The organism is Methylocystis sp. (genome assembly GCF_050246715.1).
Classification (GTDB): domain Bacteria; phylum Pseudomonadota; class Alphaproteobacteria; order Rhizobiales; family Beijerinckiaceae; genus Methylocystis.
Genome location: NZ_JBFWVN010000066.1, coordinates 1 through 16,656, shown reverse-complemented (window position 1 = coordinate 16,656; position 16,656 = coordinate 1). Strand labels below are relative to the sequence as shown.

At 63.0% G+C, this 16,656-nt stretch carries 17 protein-coding genes, 1 tRNA gene and 1 pseudogene; 10 read left to right on the top strand and 9 right to left on the bottom strand.

Translation table 11 applies throughout. The features are described 5' to 3' along the window. From AB7I51_RS15745 to petA, 6 genes and pseudogenes are all read right to left on the bottom strand, one after another. Positions 1-207: pseudogene (locus AB7I51_RS15745) on the bottom strand (MFS transporter); the annotation flags it as partial. A gap of 90 nt (positions 208-297) precedes the next feature. Beyond that, positions 298-1,287 carry a class II fructose-bisphosphatase gene (gene glpX, locus AB7I51_RS15740; protein WP_428404808.1) on the bottom strand — a complete coding sequence of 330 codons (990 nt, stop codon included), beginning with the start codon at positions 1,285-1,287 and terminating at the stop codon, positions 298-300. A gap of 6 nt (positions 1,288-1,293) precedes the next feature. After that, positions 1,294-2,592 (bottom strand): homoserine dehydrogenase, encoded by a 1,299-nt coding sequence (locus AB7I51_RS15735; protein ID WP_428404807.1) that lies wholly within the window; start codon positions 2,590-2,592, stop codon positions 1,294-1,296. 141 nt (positions 2,593-2,733) lie between these two features. Then, positions 2,734-3,909, bottom strand: coding sequence for a cytochrome c1 (locus AB7I51_RS15730; protein ID WP_428404806.1), 1,176 nt, complete (start codon positions 3,907-3,909; stop codon positions 2,734-2,736). Further along, a complete protein-coding gene (locus AB7I51_RS15725; protein WP_428404805.1) occupies positions 3,902-5,140 on the bottom strand; it encodes a cytochrome b in 1,239 nt (412 codons plus the stop codon). Before AB7I51_RS15725 ends, AB7I51_RS15730 begins: the two co-directional genes overlap by 8 nt. A gap of 53 nt (positions 5,141-5,193) precedes the next feature. Then, positions 5,194-5,724 (bottom strand): ubiquinol-cytochrome c reductase iron-sulfur subunit, encoded by a 531-nt coding sequence (gene petA / locus AB7I51_RS15720; protein WP_428404804.1) that lies wholly within the window; start codon positions 5,722-5,724, stop codon positions 5,194-5,196. Between the two features lie 282 nt (positions 5,725-6,006). Here petA and AB7I51_RS15715 point away from each other — a divergent pair, with 282 nt between their 5' ends. The 5 genes from AB7I51_RS15715 to AB7I51_RS15695 all read left to right on the top strand — a co-directional run bounded on the left by AB7I51_RS15715 (position 6,007) and on the right by AB7I51_RS15695 (position 9,249). After that, the gene (locus tag AB7I51_RS15715; RefSeq protein ID WP_428404803.1) at positions 6,007-6,483 is read left to right on the top strand and encodes a tRNA (cytidine(34)-2'-O)-methyltransferase; all 477 of its coding nucleotides are present in this window, start codon (positions 6,007-6,009) and stop codon (positions 6,481-6,483) included. Positions 6,484-6,581: 98 nt separating this feature from the next. Further along, entirely contained in the window at positions 6,582-7,250 is a 669-nt protein-coding gene (locus tag AB7I51_RS15710) for an rRNA methylase (RefSeq protein WP_428404802.1), read from the top strand. Positions 7,251-7,313: 63 nt separating this feature from the next. Beyond that, on the top strand, positions 7,314-8,228 hold the full coding sequence (hemF, locus tag AB7I51_RS15705; RefSeq protein WP_428404801.1) for an oxygen-dependent coproporphyrinogen oxidase: 915 nt from the start codon (positions 7,314-7,316) through the stop codon (positions 8,226-8,228). A gap of 188 nt (positions 8,229-8,416) precedes the next feature. Beyond that, positions 8,417-8,794, top strand: coding sequence for an ArsR/SmtB family transcription factor (locus AB7I51_RS15700; protein ID WP_428404800.1), 378 nt, complete (start codon positions 8,417-8,419; stop codon positions 8,792-8,794). Then, a complete protein-coding gene (locus tag AB7I51_RS15695) occupies positions 8,791-9,249 on the top strand; it encodes an SRPBCC family protein (protein ID WP_428404799.1) in 459 nt (152 codons plus the stop codon). The genes AB7I51_RS15700 and AB7I51_RS15695 overlap by 4 nt, the downstream gene beginning before the upstream one ends. Positions 9,250-9,439: 190 nt before the next feature. Here the strand turns inward: AB7I51_RS15695 and AB7I51_RS15690 are convergent, their stop codons facing one another. From AB7I51_RS15690 to AB7I51_RS15680, 3 genes are all read right to left on the bottom strand, one after another. After that, the gene (locus tag AB7I51_RS15690) at positions 9,440-9,859 is read right to left on the bottom strand and encodes a DUF2267 domain-containing protein (RefSeq protein ID WP_428404814.1); all 420 of its coding nucleotides are present in this window, start codon (positions 9,857-9,859) and stop codon (positions 9,440-9,442) included. Positions 9,860-10,021: 162 nt separating this feature from the next. Then, positions 10,022-10,396, bottom strand: a complete 375-nt coding sequence (locus AB7I51_RS15685) for a GtrA family protein (RefSeq protein WP_428404813.1) — start codon at positions 10,394-10,396, stop codon at positions 10,022-10,024. Between the two features lie 2 nt (positions 10,397-10,398). Next, complete coding sequence (locus tag AB7I51_RS15680) at positions 10,399-10,698, bottom strand: c-type cytochrome (RefSeq protein WP_428404798.1); 300 nt, start codon at positions 10,696-10,698, stop codon at positions 10,399-10,401. A gap of 254 nt (positions 10,699-10,952) precedes the next feature. Here AB7I51_RS15680 and carB point away from each other — a divergent pair, with 254 nt between their 5' ends. The 5 genes from carB to AB7I51_RS15655 all read left to right on the top strand — a co-directional run. Continuing rightward, positions 10,953-14,291 (top strand): carbamoyl-phosphate synthase large subunit, encoded by a 3,339-nt coding sequence (carB, locus tag AB7I51_RS15675; protein ID WP_428404797.1) that lies wholly within the window; start codon positions 10,953-10,955, stop codon positions 14,289-14,291. 160 nt (positions 14,292-14,451) lie between these two features. Continuing rightward, positions 14,452-14,928: a transcription elongation factor GreA gene (greA, locus tag AB7I51_RS15670; RefSeq protein WP_428404796.1), complete on the top strand. Its 477-nt coding sequence runs from the start codon at positions 14,452-14,454 to the stop codon at positions 14,926-14,928. Next, a complete protein-coding gene (locus AB7I51_RS15665; protein WP_428404795.1) occupies positions 14,925-15,911 on the top strand; it encodes a mitochondrial fission ELM1 family protein in 987 nt (328 codons plus the stop codon). The genes greA and AB7I51_RS15665 overlap by 4 nt, the downstream gene beginning before the upstream one ends. A 94-nt stretch (positions 15,912-16,005) precedes the next feature. Continuing rightward, positions 16,006-16,081: transfer RNA gene (locus AB7I51_RS15660), tRNA-Thr, on the top strand. A 163-nt stretch (positions 16,082-16,244) separates the two neighbouring features. Then, a partial coding sequence (locus AB7I51_RS15655; protein WP_428406321.1) for an Arm DNA-binding domain-containing protein occupies positions 16,245-16,656 on the top strand: 412 nt, incomplete at its 3' end.

Here is a 16,656-nt window from a genome sequence, read left to right as displayed (position 1 = left end):
AGACGTATCGTCTCCCATCACGAAGGCCGCCGAAGCGCGCTTCCTCAGCGCGTCGAAGACGAGGCTGGCGTTGGCGGCGCGATCCTTCGAGCCGGCGAAGCGATGGGCGATGCCCCAATCCTTCAGAGCGTCGGCGGCCGGCCGCCGACGCCTTGCAAGGTCGTCGAGAATTTCGATCGCGGCGGAGACATGTGCGGCGGGAGTCATTGGCGCGGCGCTGCTGCCTTTCGCAACCGATTTAATTTCATCTGCAATGCGAGGTTCTCACTGAGAGCCGGCTGCAACGCCTGTCCGACGTCAATCGAATTTTCCCACCGCTTGATGCATCGCATGGATGTGGCGGATCGTGCCGGTCGCCGAGCGATAGACGATCGTCTCGGTGTCGATTGTCGTCTGGCCGAGGGATACGCCGCCGACCAGCGGACCGGCGGTGACGCCGGTCACGCAAACGACGACATCGCCCGCCGCCATGTCGCCGACCGCATATTTGCGGCGCGGGTCGATCGGGCCGAAGCGCTGGGCCTTGGCGATCTGATCGCGAGTCTCGAGCGCGAGCCGGCCCTGCATCTGACCGCCGGCGCAACGCAGCACGCAGGCGGCGAGCACGCCCTCCGAGGCGCCGCCGCGGCCAAGATACATGTCGACGCCGGTTTCCCAAGGATGGGTGGTGAGAATGATCGCCGCGACGTCGCCGTCGGTGATGAGGCGCACGCAGGCGCCGGCGTTGCGGCAGGCGCGAATGATGTCGGCGTGGCGCGGCCGGTCGAGAATGCTCACGGTGATTTCGCTCGGCCGCACGCCCTTGGCGATGGCGAGCGCTCTGACATTGTCGCCCGGATCGCGATCGAGATCGACCGTGCCTTCGGGATATCCCGGACCAATCGCGATCTTGTCCATATAGACGTTGGGCGCATGGAGCAGCGACCCCGCCGGCGCCATGGCGACGACGGCGATCGAGCCCGGCATGTCCTTGGCGCAGAGCGTCGATCCCTCCAACGCGGCGACGCCGAGGTCGACGCGGGGACCGACGCCCGCCCCGATTTCTTCGCCCATATAGAGCAGCGGCGCGGCGTCTTCGTCGCCCTCGCCGATCACGATGCGTCCGCGCACCGGCAGCCGCGACAGCTCCTCGCGCATCGCCGCCGCCGCCGCGAGATCGGCGGCCATTTCATCGCCGCGTCCGCGCAGTCTGGCTGCCGCGACCGCGGCGCGCTCGGAGGCGCGCGCCAGCTCCAGCGTCAGATAGCGGTCGATCTGCGACGCGTCGGGTTCAGGCTGCTGCGTCATGTCGCGCTACTCGCGTTCGATGCGGATGACCTGCGCGCGCGAGACGATGACGCCGTCCTGATAGATCATCTCCAGCGCCTCGCGCACCAGATGTTCGCTCGTCGCATGAGTGATGAGGATTACGTCGACGCAATCTCCCGGCGCGCCGCGCGCGCCGCGCTGCACGATGCTTTCAAGCGAGATGCGCCGCTCCGCCATGCGCGTCGCGATCTTGGCGAAGGCGCCGGCGACGTCGCGCACCGACATGCGGATGTAATAGCCGCCTTCATGGCGGCGCATCGGCGTGCGCTTGAGTTCGGCGAGTTTCGGCGACGGCAATCCGAAGGGCGCCGAGCGCACGCCTTTAGCGATGTCGGCGATGTCTGCGACCACCGCCGAGGCCGTCGCGTCGCCCCCTGCCCCAGGGCCGACGAGCGTCAGCTCATGCACCGCGTCGGCGTCGATCGTAACCGCGTTCAAGACGCCCATCACTTGAGCGATGGCGGATTTCTTGCTGACCATGGTCGGATGCACGCGCTGCTCGACGCCATCGACGGTCCGCTGCGCGACGCCGAGCAGCTTGATGCGGTAGCCAAGCTCGGCCGCCGCGTCGATGTCGGCGAGCGTCACATGCTCAATGCCTTCGATGTCGATGGCGTCGGCGGCGATGCGCGTGCCGAAGGCGAGCGAAGTGAGGATCGCGAGCTTATGTGCGGCGTCGAAACCGCCGATGTCGAAACTCGGATCGGCTTCGGCGTAGCCGAGCCTTTGCGCCTCCGTCAGACATTCCTCGAAGGAGAGCTGCTCCTGCTCCATCCGCGAGAGAATGTAATTGCAGGTGCCATTGAGAATGCCATAGACGCGCTCGATCGAATTGCCGGCGAGCCCCTCGCGCAGCGTCTTCACGATCGGGATGCCGCCGGCGACCGAGGCCTCGAAGGCGAGCGCGGCATGTTTCTCCTCGGCGAGCGACGCGAGATGCAGGCCGTGCGACGCGAGCAGCGCCTTGTTGGCGGTGACGACCGGCTTGCCATGGGCCAGCGCCGTTTCGACGCTGGCGCGCGCCGGCCCTTCGGAGCCGCCGATCAATTCGACGAAAAGGTCGATCGACGGCGAGGCCGCGAGCTTGACCGGATCATGGAAAAATTCCGCGCCGGAAAGATCGGCGTCGCGCTCCTTCGCCGAGTCCCGAGCTGAAACGCCCGCCAAAACGATGCGCCGTCCGGTGCGGGCGGTCAGCGCCTCGGCCTGTCGGCGGAGCAGACGCGCCACCGCCGCGCCGACGGTGCCGAGCCCCGCGATGCCGACGCGCATAATCTCCGACATTGCAACCTTTCCGGGAAAAACGGCGAGCGATCGACGCCCAAAGGACGTAGCGCCTTGTGCCCGATTTGGCGTCTTCGATCAAGAAATCGCCGATGCTGGCGCTGCCGCTGAGGGGTGCCCGACGCAGGACGGCGCGCCGCCCTAATGCTGCACGTCCGTCCAGATTTTGCGCTTGGTGTAATAGAGCAGGCCAACGAAGACGAGCAGGAAGGCCACGACCCCGAGACCGACGCGCTTGCGGGATTCGAGATGCGGCTCGGCGACCCACATCATGAAGGCCGCAACGTCCTTGGCGTATTGGTCGATGGTCTGCGGCGCGCCATCATCGTAAGTCACGACGCCGTCCGAGAGCGGCGGCGGCATCCCGAGACGCCGGCCCGGCATATAGGGATCGTAGAACTGGCCGTCCGGCATTTTGACGTCTGGCGGCGTGTCCTCATAGCCCTCCATGAGCGAGACGATGTAATCGACGCCGTGCTCCTGATAGGAGAAGCCCGGCAGAGCGTCGAATAGAAACAGTGGAAATCCGCGCGAATAGCCGCGCGCCTTGGCGAGAACCGACATGTCCGGCGGATAATTTCCGGCGAGGGCGGCGCGCGCCGCCTGTTCATTGGCGAAAGGCGGCGGAAAGCGGTCGCTCGGACGCGCGGGACGATCGTAATATTCGCCCGACTCGTTGGGCCCGTCCTTGACCTTGTAGCTTGCGGCGAGCGCCTCGACTTCCTTTTCGGAGAACTCAGGCCCGCCGGGCTGCGACAGATTGCGGAAGGCGAGCATTTTGATCGAATGGCAGGTGGAGCAGACCTCCTTGTAGACCTTGAAGCCTCTGCGCAGCTGCGCCTTGTCATAGCGGCCGAATGCGCCGGCGAAGCTCCAGTCGAAGCGCTTGGGCTTCTCCTCATGCCGGGCGTTCTCGTGAGGCGCCTCTTTTTCTTTGGCCGGAGGCGCGGCGGCGTTCTCGGTTTCTTCGGCGGGAGGCGGAGCGGGCTTCTCGGTTTCCGGCGCAGAAGGCTCGACGACTTTGTCGGCTTCCTTCGCTGGGGGCTCGGCGGCCTTGTCGGCTTCCTTCGCGGGAGATTCGGCGCCTTGGTCCGTTTCCTTCGCGGCTGGGACGTCGCTCTGATCGGTCGCGGGAGGCGCCTTGTCCTGATCGGCGGCGGACGGCTCCGCGCTCTGATCAGCGGCGGGCGGCGGGGTCTCTTCCTGCGCAAAAGCCGGGCCGAGCAGCGCCAGCGTCGCAGCGACCACGACGGGAATGAGCGCCCCACGCTTCATCGCTGGGACCAAGCGAGGAGATTTTTCATGCGCCTTAGACATGGGAGGTTTCCCCGCGCATGATCGAAGCGTCGATCGACTCTGGAACCGGCTCCGGCTTCTCGATCTTGCCGAGGATCGGCAAAATGACCAGGAAGTGGAGGAAGTAATAGGCCGAGAACACGCGCGCGAACCAAAGGTAAGCGCCTTCGGCAGGCTGCGCGCCGAGATAGCCAAGGCCCACGCACACCGCAAGAAACAGCCAGAATTCCTTGCGAAACAGCGGGCGGAACGACGCCGACTTCACCTTCGACGTGTCGAGCCACGGCAAGGCCGCGGTGATCAAGATCGACGAGAAGAGCGCGATGACGCCGAGCAGTTTGTTGGGGATCGCCCGCAGGATCGCATAGAAGGGCAGAAAGTACCATTCCGGCACGATGTGCGGCGGCGTCACCAGCGGATTGGCTTCGATGTAATTGTCCGGGTGGCCGAGATAGTTCGGAACGAAAAACGTCAGCCACGAATAAACGACCAGGAATGCGACGATGCCCACCGAGTCCTTTAGCGTCGCATAGGGCGTGAAAGGAACGGTGTCCTTCTTGATGTCCTTCACTTCGACGCCGGACGGATTGTTCTGGCCCGTCACATGCAGCGCCCAAACGTGAAGGATCACGATCGCGACGATGATGAACGGCACCAGATAGTGCAAGGCGTAAAAGCGGTTGAGCGTCGGATTGTCGACCGAGTAGCCGCCAAGCAGCCAAGTAGTGATCGATGTGCCGACGACGGGGATGGCGGAGAAGAGATTGGTGATGACGGTCGCCGCCCAGAACGACATCTGGCCCCAGGGCAGGACATAGCCGAGGAATCCTGTCGCCATCATCAGCATGAAAATGATGACGCCAAGAATCCACAAGACCTCGCGCGGCTCCTTGTACGAGCCGTAATACATGCCGCGGAAGATATGGATGTAGACGGCGAGAAAGAACATCGACGCGCCATTGGCGTGCGCATAGCGCAGCATGGTTCCCCAATTCACGTCGCGCATGATCTTCTCGACTGAATCGAAGGCGAGCGTCGTCTCCGGCGTGTAATGCATAGCCAGAACGACGCCGGTCACGATCTGTGCGACGAGCATGAAACTCAATATCGCGCCAAACACCCACATGTAGTTGAGGTTCTTCGGCGTCGGATAGGCGATGAAGGAGTCATGCACGAAGCTCAAAATCGGCAGCCGGCGCTCCAACCAGCGCGCGAAGCCGCTTTTAGGCGTGTATTGGGAATGTCCTTCCATGGGCTTTGTGCTCTCGGAATCTCGCGCAAAAAACGACCAGGCGCTTGGCCTGGCTAGCCGATCTTGATTTTGTTTTCGGCGATGAAGGCGTAGGGCGGCACTTCCAGATTCGTCGGCGCCGGGCCGCTGCGAATCCTTCCCGAGAGGTCGTAGACCGAGCCATGGCAGGGACAGAACCAGCCGTTATATTCGCCTTCCTTGCCGGTCGGGATGCAGCCGAGATGCGTGCAAACGCCGACGATCACGAGCCACTGAGGCTTTTGTACGCGTTTCGAGTCCGGCTCCGGATCAGGCAGCTCCGTCAAGGGAACGTCTTCGGCCGCCTTGATTTCGGCTGGCGTGCGGTGCCGAATGAAGACAGGCTTTCCGCGCCATTTCACCGTGACGATCTGTCCTTCGGGAATCGCCGACAGGTCGACTTCCGTTGAAGCCAAGGCCAAGGTGGACGCGTCGGGATTCATTTGCGCGATCAGCGGCCACGCCACGCCGGCCACGGCTCCCGCGGCGGCGACGCCGGTCGCGACATAGAGAATATCCCGCCGGCTCGGCTCCGCCGGTTTTACGGCGGCGTCTTTGCTTGTCACGCTCGAACCTCTCCCAACGCAGGACAATCGGTTGAAGGGTTTCCTCATCCTGAGGAGGGTGAGGAAAATGGTTCTTCACCCGATCGCCCCGTCTCCCAACGCTCTCAAGTCTTCGCGGCCGAGGCGGCGGCTGCGCCCAAGGCGACCGTTTTACGCGAATCTCCGCCGCTGTCCACAAGCCGCGACTGGGAAATTTGGCTATTCCCCCTGCTGCACAAGGACGCGGCGCCATTCGCGGCGAAATGCCGCAAATTCGCCAATTCACCTGACTGGAACGCGCGCATGGCTCCTCTAACGCTTGCTCTATACCAGCCCGACATTCCTCAGAACGCCGGGACCATGCTGAGAAGTTGTGCGTGCCTTGGCGTCGCCGCGGCAATTATCGGACCCGCAGGATTCCCGACCAGCGACCGCGACTTCCGGCGCGCCGGCATGGATTATCTCGACCGCGTGACGATTGACCGACATGCGTCCTTCGCGGCCTTTGAGGAGTGGCGCACCGCTTGCGCCCGGGCGGGCGAAACGCGTCGCCTGCTGCTGCTCTCAACGCGCGCGACGGTCTCCTATCTCGACTGCGACTATCGCGAAGGCGACATACTGCTTGTCGGCCGGGAGTCAGCCGGCGCGCCGGAAGAGGTCCATGCCGCCGCCGATCTAGCCTTGCGCATTCCTATTCGGGCCGGTCTGCGTTCGCTTAACGTCGCCGTGGCCGCGGGAATCGTCATGGGCGAGGCGTTGCGGCAGCTTCGCGCGTTTTGATGAGGTGCGGCGTCGCACAGCGCGTTAAGAAAAGACTCTCCATTTTGGAATTCATCGCCGGTTTTTAAGGCGATGTTAATGAATTTTGGGAGGGCGGAATGACACATCAGACAATTCGCGTCTCGCTGGCGCTTTGGGACAAGCTGCTCAAATCTCTCAATGCGGCGCTGTTCACCGGACTTCTCTGCGTCGGGCTTTATGCGCTGGTGACCAATTTTTCGCAGGCCGAAGGCGCTGCCGGCAAGCTCTTCGACAAATTCACCCAGATTGAAAGCATCGAAGGGTTCAATGTGAAGGCGGCGTTCAAGGTCGATCAGATCGCCCAGTCGACGGCAATCTACGAGGCCCTGCCGGCGGATATGAAAGAAATGCTGCCCGACGATATTTTGTCGCTTCGGCCGGGTTGGGTGGAACGCATTCTCTATGTCGGCGATCAGGGCAAGCTGTGCGACTTCGAATTCGCCAATCAGAAAATGAGCGAGGACCTTAACGCCGATCGCCATTTGGCGGCCGATGGGCTGATCGCCATGAAGGACTCGCGCGAGGTGAAGGCGCAGGTGCTCGAAGAGATGCGCCAGGCGAAAGCGCGAAATCGTGAATGGCCGAACGGCGAGCCCCGCTCCTGCTACGTCACCGAACTCACCGAGCGCGGCAGGAACGTCAAGACGGCGCTTGTGCAGTTTCTGCGCGCCGGCTTCGCGGCCGCGGCGGGAACGCCGGCGCCGCATGACGGTTCGAAGCTGAAAGTCGCGAATATCGCGCGATAAGCGTTACGTTAAATTGACAAGGCGCGGCGCTGGCGGGAAGAAGCGGCGTTCAAGGAGAACGTCATGAACGCCGCGCCGGATCAACTCGAAATTCGCAAGAACGCCGCGCGCGAATGGTTCGAATCTCTGCAACTGCGCATCATCGCCGCCTTCGAAGCGCTGGAGGATGAGACGCCGGGGCCTTTCGCCGCCGATGCGATGACGCCCGGACGTTTTGCGCTCACGCCATGGACGCGCATGGATCACACCGGCGCGCCGGGCGGCGGCGGGCGCATGGGGATGATCCACGGCCGCGTGTTCGAAAAGGCCGGCGTGCATTGCTCGACGGTGTTCGGAACCTTCGCGCCGGAATTCGCCAAGCAGATTCCAGGCGCGGACGATGACCCGCGCTTTTTCGCGACAGGCATTTCGCTGATCGCGCATCCCTGGAACCCGAATGTTCCCGCCGTGCATATGAACACGCGCTTCGTCGTCACGACGAAAGCCTGGTTTGGCGGCGGCGCCGATCTGACGCCGGTGCTCGACGCGCGCCGCGCCCAGGACGATCCCGACGCGATCGCCTTTCACGCGGCGATGCGCGGCGCCTGCGAGCGCCATAAGGTCGCCGACTATGCGCGTTTCAAGCAATGGTGCGACGAGTATTTCTTTCTCGCCCATCGCAATGAGCCGCGCGGCATCGGCGGCATTTTCTACGATTATTTCAACAGCGCCGGCGACGCCGAGAATTCCGCCTGGGACGCGGATTTCGCCTTCACGCGCGACGTCGGCGACAGCTTTGTCGAGATCTATCCCGAACTCGTGCGGCGCAATTTCGCCAAGCCATGGAGCGAGGCGCAGCGCGACGAACAACTGGTGCGACGCGGGCGCTACGTCGAATATAATCTGCTCTACGACCGCGGCACGATTTTCGGATTGAAGACCGGTGGCAACGTCGACTCAATCCTCTCCTCCATGCCGCCCCTGGTGAAGTGGCCGTAGCGCGCACAGCGAATTACAGCCACGTCATGGCCGGGCTTGCCCCGGCCATCCACGCGTTCCGGCGCTCGCAATCCTTCAATACTCACTGCGATGTCTTTGGCGTGGATGCCCGCGACACGCGCGGGCAGGAAGCCCGGAAACTTAAGTCATAACTTGACTTTCTGCGAACGACCCTGATACTCAAGCGTATGGTTGAGCATTCCAACGAGCTGGATCGCGCGTTCCACGCGCTTGCGGACGCGACGCGACGCGGGATTCTCGAGCGGCTTTCGCGCGGTCCTGCTTCCGTCAGCGAGTTGGCGAAGCCCTATGCTTCATCGCTCGCGGCGATCCAACAGCATGTCCAAGTGCTCGAAGCGAGCGGTCTCGTCGTCACCGAAAAGCGCGGCCGCACCCGCGAGTGCCGCATTTCGAGCGACGCCATCCTTCGTGTCGAACATTGGCTGAGCGAACGCCGTCAGCTGTGGGAACGCCGTTTCGACCAACTCGAAAGATTGCTCGAAAGCGAAGGAAACTCGGCCGATTCCAAGCATTCCAAATCCGCGGCGAAGAAAGGCAAGAGATGACCACGCTTCCGTTGTTTCATGGCACATTTTCCATCAAGCGCCAGTGGGCGGCGACGCCGGAACGCATTTTCAGCGCATGGTCTGATCCGGCAGTGAAGGCGCAATGGTTTCGTGGGCCGCCCGAGCAATGGACTGAAGTGCGCCGCTCGATGGATATTCGCGTCGGTGGTCTCGAAGTCGCTGAAGGGCGTTTCGATAACGGACTTACGACGCTTTTCGAGGCCCGCTATCACGTCGTCGAACCGAACAGCCGGCTTGTCTATGTCTATGATCTATTTCTTGCTGGAGCGCTCCATTCCGTCACTCTGTCCAGCCTCGATCTTCAACCGGACGGCGACCGGACTCGCGTGTCCTATACCGAACAGATCGTTTTCATGGACGGAAAGGATGGCGTTGAGATGCGTCGCGGCGGCACCGAATGGCATTTCGAAACAATTGAGCGGCTGATTCAATAGCGGTTGTAAGTTGCGCGCCCGCCATGATCTCCGCTTTAAAGCGACGACATGAAAAAACTCTATCGTTCGCTGGAGCTTTGGCGAGCCTGGAGGCTCGCATATTTGGCGCATTTAATTTGCGGAGCCGACTAAAGACCGGCGGCGACATCCACCCGGTCCTCTTCTCAACGCCGCCAGCGTTGAAGCGGCTCTAGACTTTCCAAAACTCCGCAGCGCCGGCGGGTAGCGAAGCCATCACGCGGTCGAACGCGCTCTCGTCGACGCGCGCGCGTAAGGCGGCGGCGACGTCGTCAATACAAGTCTCCGGCGAGAAATTATGATCGCGCCGCAGCGCCTGAACATCGCGTATCATCGACGCGCGATCGTCAAAGGACGCTTGCGGCTCCTCCGGATCCCAGTCGGCTATGAAGATCGCCCTGAGGACCGGCGGCAGCACGTCGGCGAAGCGGATGGCGTCAGCGATCGAGAGCCGGCGCCGAAAGGCCAGCAGCACGCCCTGCGCCATCGTATAGGTCTGATTGCGCGTCGTGAGGCCCGACCGATCGCGCGCATCCGCGAGGAAGGCTTCGAACTCTTCAGTTGCATGCTGGATGTCCATCGGGATCGGCATGAAAACTCTCTTTCCAAGAAAGTCGGGCGCAGCCTCAGCAGCGTCATGCCCGCGCTTGTCGCGGGCATCCACGCGGCGCCGCTGCGGCTTCGTTGCAGCGCTCATGGGATGTCTCGGCGTGGATGGCCGGGACAAGCCCGGCCATGACGAGGGGCTAACATGTCATCCAAATGTCCATCGCCGGTTCAGCGCAAAGGTCGCGAACATGGCGGCGACGGTGGTGACGAGCTGCGCCGGCAGGTAGGGCGCGCCCCAACGATCGACGAAGAGACTCATCAACACATAAGTCACGCAAAAGCCGACGAAGGCGACGAGCGCGAAACGCCAGCCCGCTTCGACATGCGGCCGGTCGCTCGCGAAGACGTGGCGCCGGTTGAGAATATAGGCGATGACGCCGCCGACCACATAGCCCCAGAGCGTCGCCGGCACTGCCCGCCAGCCGGCGCTTTCGACCAATCCGATGAGAACGACGTAATGCGCCGCCGTCGCGACCGCGCCGACTGAAGCGTAAGCGGCAAGCTGTCGCGCCGTCGACACGCTCAACGCGGCATCCTGGCGTAAAAACGGGCGATCTCTCGCATCTCGGCCTCCGAGAGCTGGCGGCTCATATAGCGCATCTCCTTATGCGGCCGGGCGCCGGAGCGAAAGGCCTTGATCTGGTTGAAGAGATAAAGCTCCTGCTGTCCCGCGAGATGCGGCACGTCGGCGCTTTTTGCGATCCCCTCGACGCCATGGCAGGCGGCGCATTGCGCCAGTACTTGCGAAACATCGCCGGCATGGGCGCGCTCCGCGCTCGGAACGAGAAGCAAGATCAAAAGCAGGCAGGCGGCAATTCGCATGGGCGCAAGTTCTAGCAGACGGGAAAGGAATGATAGCGCAATTCGCTGATCCGCGACCCCGGCCCTTCACATGACCGTCATTCTCGTCTAGACAGGCGGCGACTTTCGAGCCGGGCGCGACCCGCTCGCCGCCTGCATCACCGGTCCGCCGACGACATGACGGGCAAGTTCGGGACGCGTTCCGGTCCAGGGGCCGGAATCGCGGCCCTTTTTTATGCGCGCTCCCCAGCTCCTCGGGCGGCCACCAGGATCACATGCCGAAACGAACCGACATTTCCACAATCATGATCATCGGCGCCGGCCCCATCGTCATCGGCCAGGCCTGCGAATTCGATTATTCCGGCACCCAGGCCTGCAAGGCGCTCAAGGCCGAGGGCTACCGGATCGTCCTGGTCAATTCCAATCCGGCGACGATCATGACCGATCCGGACATGGCCGACCGCACCTATATCGAGCCGATCACCCCTGACATCGTCGCCAAGATCATCGAGAAGGAGCGCTATGCGGCGCCGGGCGGCTTCGCGCTGCTGCCGACGATGGGCGGACAGACCGCGCTTAACTGCGCGCTCAGCCTCGAAAAAATGGGCGTGCTGAAAGAGTTCGACGTCGAGATGATCGGCGCGACGGCGCATGCGATCGACAAGGCCGAGGATCGCGAGTTGTTTCGCGAGGCGATGACCAAGATCGGCCTCGAAACGCCGCGGTCGCATCACGTCAAGACGCTCGCCGCGGCGCTCGACGCGCTCGACGATATCGGCCTTCCCGCCATCATCCGCCCGTCCTTCACGCTCGGCGGCACCGGCGGCGGCATCGCCTACAACAAGGCGGAGTTCATCGAGATCGTCGAGCGCGGCATCGACGCCTCGCCGACCAATGAAGTTCTGGTCGAAGAAAGCGTTCTCGGCTGGAAGGAATATGAAATGGAGGTCGTCCGCGACAAGGCGGACAATTGCATCATTGTCTGCTCGATCGAAAACGTCGATCCGATGGGCGTGCATACCGGCGACAGCATCACCGTCGCGCCCGCGCTGACTCTGACCGACAAGGAATATCAGATCATGCGCGACGCCTCGATCGCGGTATTGCGCGAGATCGGCGTCGAAACCGGCGGCTCCAATGTGCAATTCGCGGTCGATCCCAGCAATGGCCGCATGATCGTGATCGAGATGAATCCGCGCGTGTCGCGCTCCTCGGCGCTCGCGTCGAAGGCCACCGGCTTTCCGATCGCCAAGGTCGCGGCGCGGCTCGCGGTCGGCTACACGCTCGACGAAATCGCCAATGACATTACCGGCGGCGCGACGCCGGCCTCCTTCGAGCCGACGATCGATTATATCGTCACCAAGATTCCGCGCTTCGCTTTCGAGAAATTTCCCGGCTCAGAGCCGATCTTGACGACAGCGATGAAGTCGGTCGGCGAAGCAATGGCGATCGGCCGAAATTTCGCCGAGTCGCTGCAAAAGGCGCTGCGCTCGCTCGAAACCGGACTATGCGGCCTCGACGAGATCGAGATTGAAAGTCTCGGCAAGGGCGACGACATGAATGTGCTGCGCGGCGCGCTTGGCACGGCGACGCCCGACCGGCTGCTCGTCGTCGGCCAGGCGCTGCGGCTCGGCATGACGACCGAATCCATTCATGAAGCAAGCAAGATCGACATCTGGTTCATCGAGCGCATCGCCGAAATCATCGCGCTCGAAAATAAGGTGAAGACTTACGGCCTGCCCGAGGATGCCGAGAATCTTCGCAAGCTCAAATTCGCCGGCTTTTCCGACAGCCGTCTCGCCACGCTCACCGGCGTCGAGGAAGAAGACGTGCGCGACTTGCGCCATCGTCTTGACGTGCGTCCCGTCTATAAGCGCATCGACACTTGCGCGGCCGAATTCGCTTCGCCCACGGCCTATATGTATTCGACCTATGAAGCGCCTTTCATCGGCGTCCCGGCGAATGAGGCGCGTCCCACGGACAGGAACAAGATCGTCATCCTTGGCGGCGGCCCGAACCGAATCGGCCAGGGCATCGAATTCGACTATTGCTGCTGCCACGCCTGTTTCGCGCTTGGCGAAGCCGGTTTCGAAACAATCATGATCAATTGCAATCCGGAGACGGTGTCGACCGATTACGACACTTCCGACCGGCTCTATTTCGAACCGCTGACCAATGAAGACGTCGCCGAAATCCTCGATATCGAGAAGTCGAATGGCGCGCTTATCGGCGTCATCGTCCAATATGGCGGCCAGACGCCGCTGAAGCTTGCGCATGGCCTCGAACAGGCCGGCGCGCCGATCCTCGGCACGCCGGTCGATTCGATCGACCTTGCGGAGGACCGCGACCGGTTCAAGCGGCTGCTCGACAAGCTCGGCCTGAAACAGCCCAAAAACGGCATCGCTTATTCGGTGGAGCAATCGCGCCTTGTCGCTCAGGAGCTCGGCCTGCCGCTCGTCGTGCGTCCAAGCTATGTGCTCGGCGGCCGCGCCATGGCGATTATCCGCGATCAGAGCGATCTCGACGATTATCTCCTCGGCACGCTGCCGAGCCTCGTGCCCTCCGAGATCAAGGCGCGCTACCCCAACGACAAGACCGGGCAGATCAACACGGTGCTCGGCAAGAATCCGTTGCTCTTCGACCGCTATCTCACCGACGCCATCGAAGTCGACGTGGATTGTCTCGCCGATGGCGAGGAGGCGGTCATCGCCGGCGTCATGGAGCATATCGAAGAGGCTGGCATTCATTCAGGCGATTCCGCCTGCTCGCTGCCGCCTCGCTCGCTCGCTCCCGAGACGATCGCCGCGCTTGAGGCCCAAACCGCGAGCCTCGCCAAGGCGCTCGGCGTCGTCGGGCTGATGAATGTGCAGTTCGCGCTCAAGAACGGCGAAATTTACGTGCTGGAAGTCAATCCGCGCGCCTCCCGCACCGTGCCTTTCGTCGCCAAGGTCATCGGCCGGCCGATCGCCAAGATCGCCGCCCAGATCATGGCCGGCGCGAAGCTTGCCGACTTTGATCCTCTGGAGACGAAGCCGGCGCATGTCGGGGTGAAGGAAGCCGTCTTTCCCTTCGCGCGGTTCCCGGGCGTCGACACCGTGCTCGGCCCGGAAATGCGCTCGACCGGCGAAGTCATGGGCCTCGACAGCTCCTTCGACGCCGCCTTCGTCAAGAGCCAGCTGGGCGGCGGCACGAAGGCGCCGCGCGAGGGCGTGCTCTTCGTCTCGGTCAGGGATGCGGACAAGGGCCGCATCATCCCGGCGGTTCGCCTGTTGAAGGAAGTCGGCTTTTCGGTCGTCGCCACCGGCGGCACGGCGCGCTATCTCGTCGAGCGCGGAATCGCCGCCCAGAAGCTCAACAAGGTCTCGGAAGGGCGGCCGCATATTGTCGACGCGATCAAGAATGGCTCGATCGCCCTTGTTTTCAATACGACTGAGGGGGCGCAGGCGCTTGCCGACTCGCGCTCCTTGCGCCGCGCGGCGCTTCTGCATAAGGTTCCCTATTACACGACCCTGGCAGGGGCGGTCGCGGCGGCCCAGGGGATACGCGCCTATGTGTCGGGTGACCTTAAGGTCCGGGCGCTGCAGGATTATTTTCCGCCGAGCGCGACCAACTGAACATTGAGGAGTTCTGCGACTCAGTCGGCGACGCGCCGACTTTTGGCCGCGATTGGACGACCAAATCTTGATCCGCGGCTGCGCCGAAGAGCGCGCGCCGACGGCGCCGTGGAAGCTCCCCGTCGCGAGCGAAACTGAAGAAAGGCGAAAAGCGAAAGCAATGGTGGACAAGGTGCCCATGACCGCCGCCGGCTACGCGGCGCTCAACGAAGAATTGCGTCGCCGGCAGCAGGAGGACCGTCCGCGCATCATTCAGCAGATCGCTGAAGCGCGCGCCCACGGCGACCTTTCGGAAAACGCCGAATATCACGCCGCCAAGGAAGCGCAGTCGCTCAATGAAGGCCGCATCGCCGAGCTTGAGGACAAGCTGTCGCGCGCCGAAGTCATCGACGTGTCGAAGCTCAACGGCTCGACGATCAAATTCGGCGCGACGGTCACGGTCGTCGACGAGGACACCGAAGAGGAAAAGGCCTATCAGATCGTCGGCGAAAGCGAGGCCGATGTGAAGAGCGGCCGGGTCTCGATCACGAGCCCGATCGCCCGCGCGCTGATCGGCAAGACGGTCGGCGACACTGTCGAGGTCACGACGCCCGGCGGCGGCAAGAGCTACGAGATTCTCAAGGTCGCTTTTGGGTGAGGGACGGCGTCGCTCCCCGCCTGTCGCCGCAAACGAAACTCCGCATCCTCTCCGACGGTCGCGTCGGCCATGAGGCGCAGACCCTCGGCATCGCCGAGGCGCTGGGCCTAACGCCCGACATCTGCCGCATTGCGGCGCGCCCGCTCTACGCCGCGCTCGCGCCTTTCGCGCCGCCCGATCCGCGCGACGCGCTCGCCTATGCGCCGCCCTATCCGGACATCGCCATTGCCGCCGGACGCTGGACGATTCCTGCGCTGCAGCGCCTCAAACACAACTCGAGCGGGCGGACATTCACGGTCTATGTGAACAGGCCGGCGAACGGACCTGGCGCCGCCGATCTCATCATTGCGCCGCGCCATGACGGGATCTCCGGCGAAAATGTCCTGTCGCCGCTGACGCCCGCGAACCGCATCACGCCGGAGCGCCTCGCGCAGGCGCGCGAAGCGCCCGATCCGCGCATCGCCGCCCTGCCCTGCCCGCGCGTCGCGCTGCTTGTCGGCGGCGACAGCAGGCATGGCGCCTATGGCGCGGCGCAAATCGCCGAACTGGAACATATCGCCGCTTCGCTCGCCGCGAGCGGACGCGGCGTGATGGCGACGGCCTCGCGTCGCACGCCCGCCGCGCTGCGCGAGGCGCTTCGGCGCGTTCTCATCCCCCCAAACGGTTTCCTCTGGGACGGAGAGGGAGAAAACCCCTATCGCTCAATGCTGGCCAACGCCGATTCGATCGTCGTGACCGGCGACAGCGTGAATATGGTGGGAGAGGCCGTCGCGACTCGCGCGCCCGTCCATGTCGTCGCGCCGCCGCGTGGCGCCCGCAGGATCGACGCCTTTCTCGCCGCGCTCACCGACGCCGGCGCCATCCGCCTGTGGCGCGGCGCGCTCGAGGACTGGGCGCGCGCGCCCTTCAATGCGACGCCCGACATCGCATGCGCCATCGCGCGGGCCTATTTGGCCTTCACCGCCGCGCGCCTCAATTCCTGAGCGCCGCCGCCCTGCAAGGCGCGTAGGGCTGCTTGAAAAAGCCGCCGCGCGCCGATAAGAGTGACGCGCCGCGCGCGCTTCGCGCAGCACAATCGCCGCAATAGCTCAGCTGGTAGAGCACATCATTCGTAATGATGGGGTCGGGGGTTCGAATCCCTCTTGCGGCACCAGAGCCTCTTTTCATGGCGCCTCATAATTGCTCATAAAGAACGTAAAATCAGATAGTTAATAGCAGTTTTCATCTCATAGTCGCTCATCGTGCAACGTTGTTTCTCGCCTATTTGGGGGTAGATTAGGGGCAACTTGGTAGTTTCCCTTCTGGGCAATACCCCCATGCCGCTCACACAGTTCGACATCCAGAACGCCAAGCCGGCCGAAAGGCCTTACAAACTTTTCGACGGCGGGGGCTTGCACATGGTTGTGCAACCCAACGGCTCTAAACTTTGGCGGCTCAAGTATCGCTTTTTGGGGAAAGAGCGACTTCTGGCCATTGGGGCCTACCCCCTCTTCTCTCTCGCAGAAGCTCGGGCCAGACGCGACGAAGCAAAAAGACTTCTCGCGTCAGGCGTCGATCCAAACATCAAGAAGAAACTCGACAAGCTGGCAGCCCAAACGTCCGCAATGAACACCTTCGGATTGATCGCGGCGGAGTTCCTGCACCGACATGAAGAAAAGGGCTCCGCGCACAGGACGATCGAAAAGATTCGTTGGCTGCTGACTGAAGTCGCGGCTCCGCTCACCAACC

What these genes read in the sequence shown, in the direction of transcription:
- glpX (WP_428404808.1), bottom strand. Translation starts at nt 1,287, where the DNA reads ATGACGCAGCAGCCTGAACCCGACGCGTCGCAGATCGACCGCTATCTG.
- AB7I51_RS15735 (WP_428404807.1), bottom strand. Translation starts at nt 2,592, where the DNA reads ATGTCGGAGATTATGCGCGTCGGCATCGCGGGGCTCGGCACCGTCGGC.
- AB7I51_RS15730 (WP_428404806.1), bottom strand. Translation starts at nt 3,909, where the DNA reads ATGTCTAAGGCGCATGAAAAATCTCCTCGCTTGGTCCCAGCGATGAAG.
- AB7I51_RS15725 (WP_428404805.1), bottom strand. Translation starts at nt 5,140, where the DNA reads ATGGAAGGACATTCCCAATACACGCCTAAAAGCGGCTTCGCGCGCTGG.
- AB7I51_RS15715 (WP_428404803.1), top strand. Translation starts at nt 6,007, where the DNA reads ATGGCTCCTCTAACGCTTGCTCTATACCAGCCCGACATTCCTCAGAAC.
- AB7I51_RS15710 (WP_428404802.1), top strand. Translation starts at nt 6,582, where the DNA reads ATGACACATCAGACAATTCGCGTCTCGCTGGCGCTTTGGGACAAGCTG.
- hemF (WP_428404801.1), top strand. Translation starts at nt 7,314, where the DNA reads ATGAACGCCGCGCCGGATCAACTCGAAATTCGCAAGAACGCCGCGCGC.
- AB7I51_RS15700 (WP_428404800.1), top strand. Translation starts at nt 8,417, where the DNA reads ATGGTTGAGCATTCCAACGAGCTGGATCGCGCGTTCCACGCGCTTGCG.
- AB7I51_RS15695 (WP_428404799.1), top strand. Translation starts at nt 8,791, where the DNA reads ATGACCACGCTTCCGTTGTTTCATGGCACATTTTCCATCAAGCGCCAG.
- AB7I51_RS15690 (WP_428404814.1), bottom strand. Translation starts at nt 9,859, where the DNA reads ATGCCGATCCCGATGGACATCCAGCATGCAACTGAAGAGTTCGAAGCC.
- AB7I51_RS15680 (WP_428404798.1), bottom strand. Translation starts at nt 10,698, where the DNA reads ATGCGAATTGCCGCCTGCCTGCTTTTGATCTTGCTTCTCGTTCCGAGC.
- carB (WP_428404797.1), top strand. Translation starts at nt 10,953, where the DNA reads ATGCCGAAACGAACCGACATTTCCACAATCATGATCATCGGCGCCGGC.
- greA (WP_428404796.1), top strand. Translation starts at nt 14,452, where the DNA reads ATGGTGGACAAGGTGCCCATGACCGCCGCCGGCTACGCGGCGCTCAAC.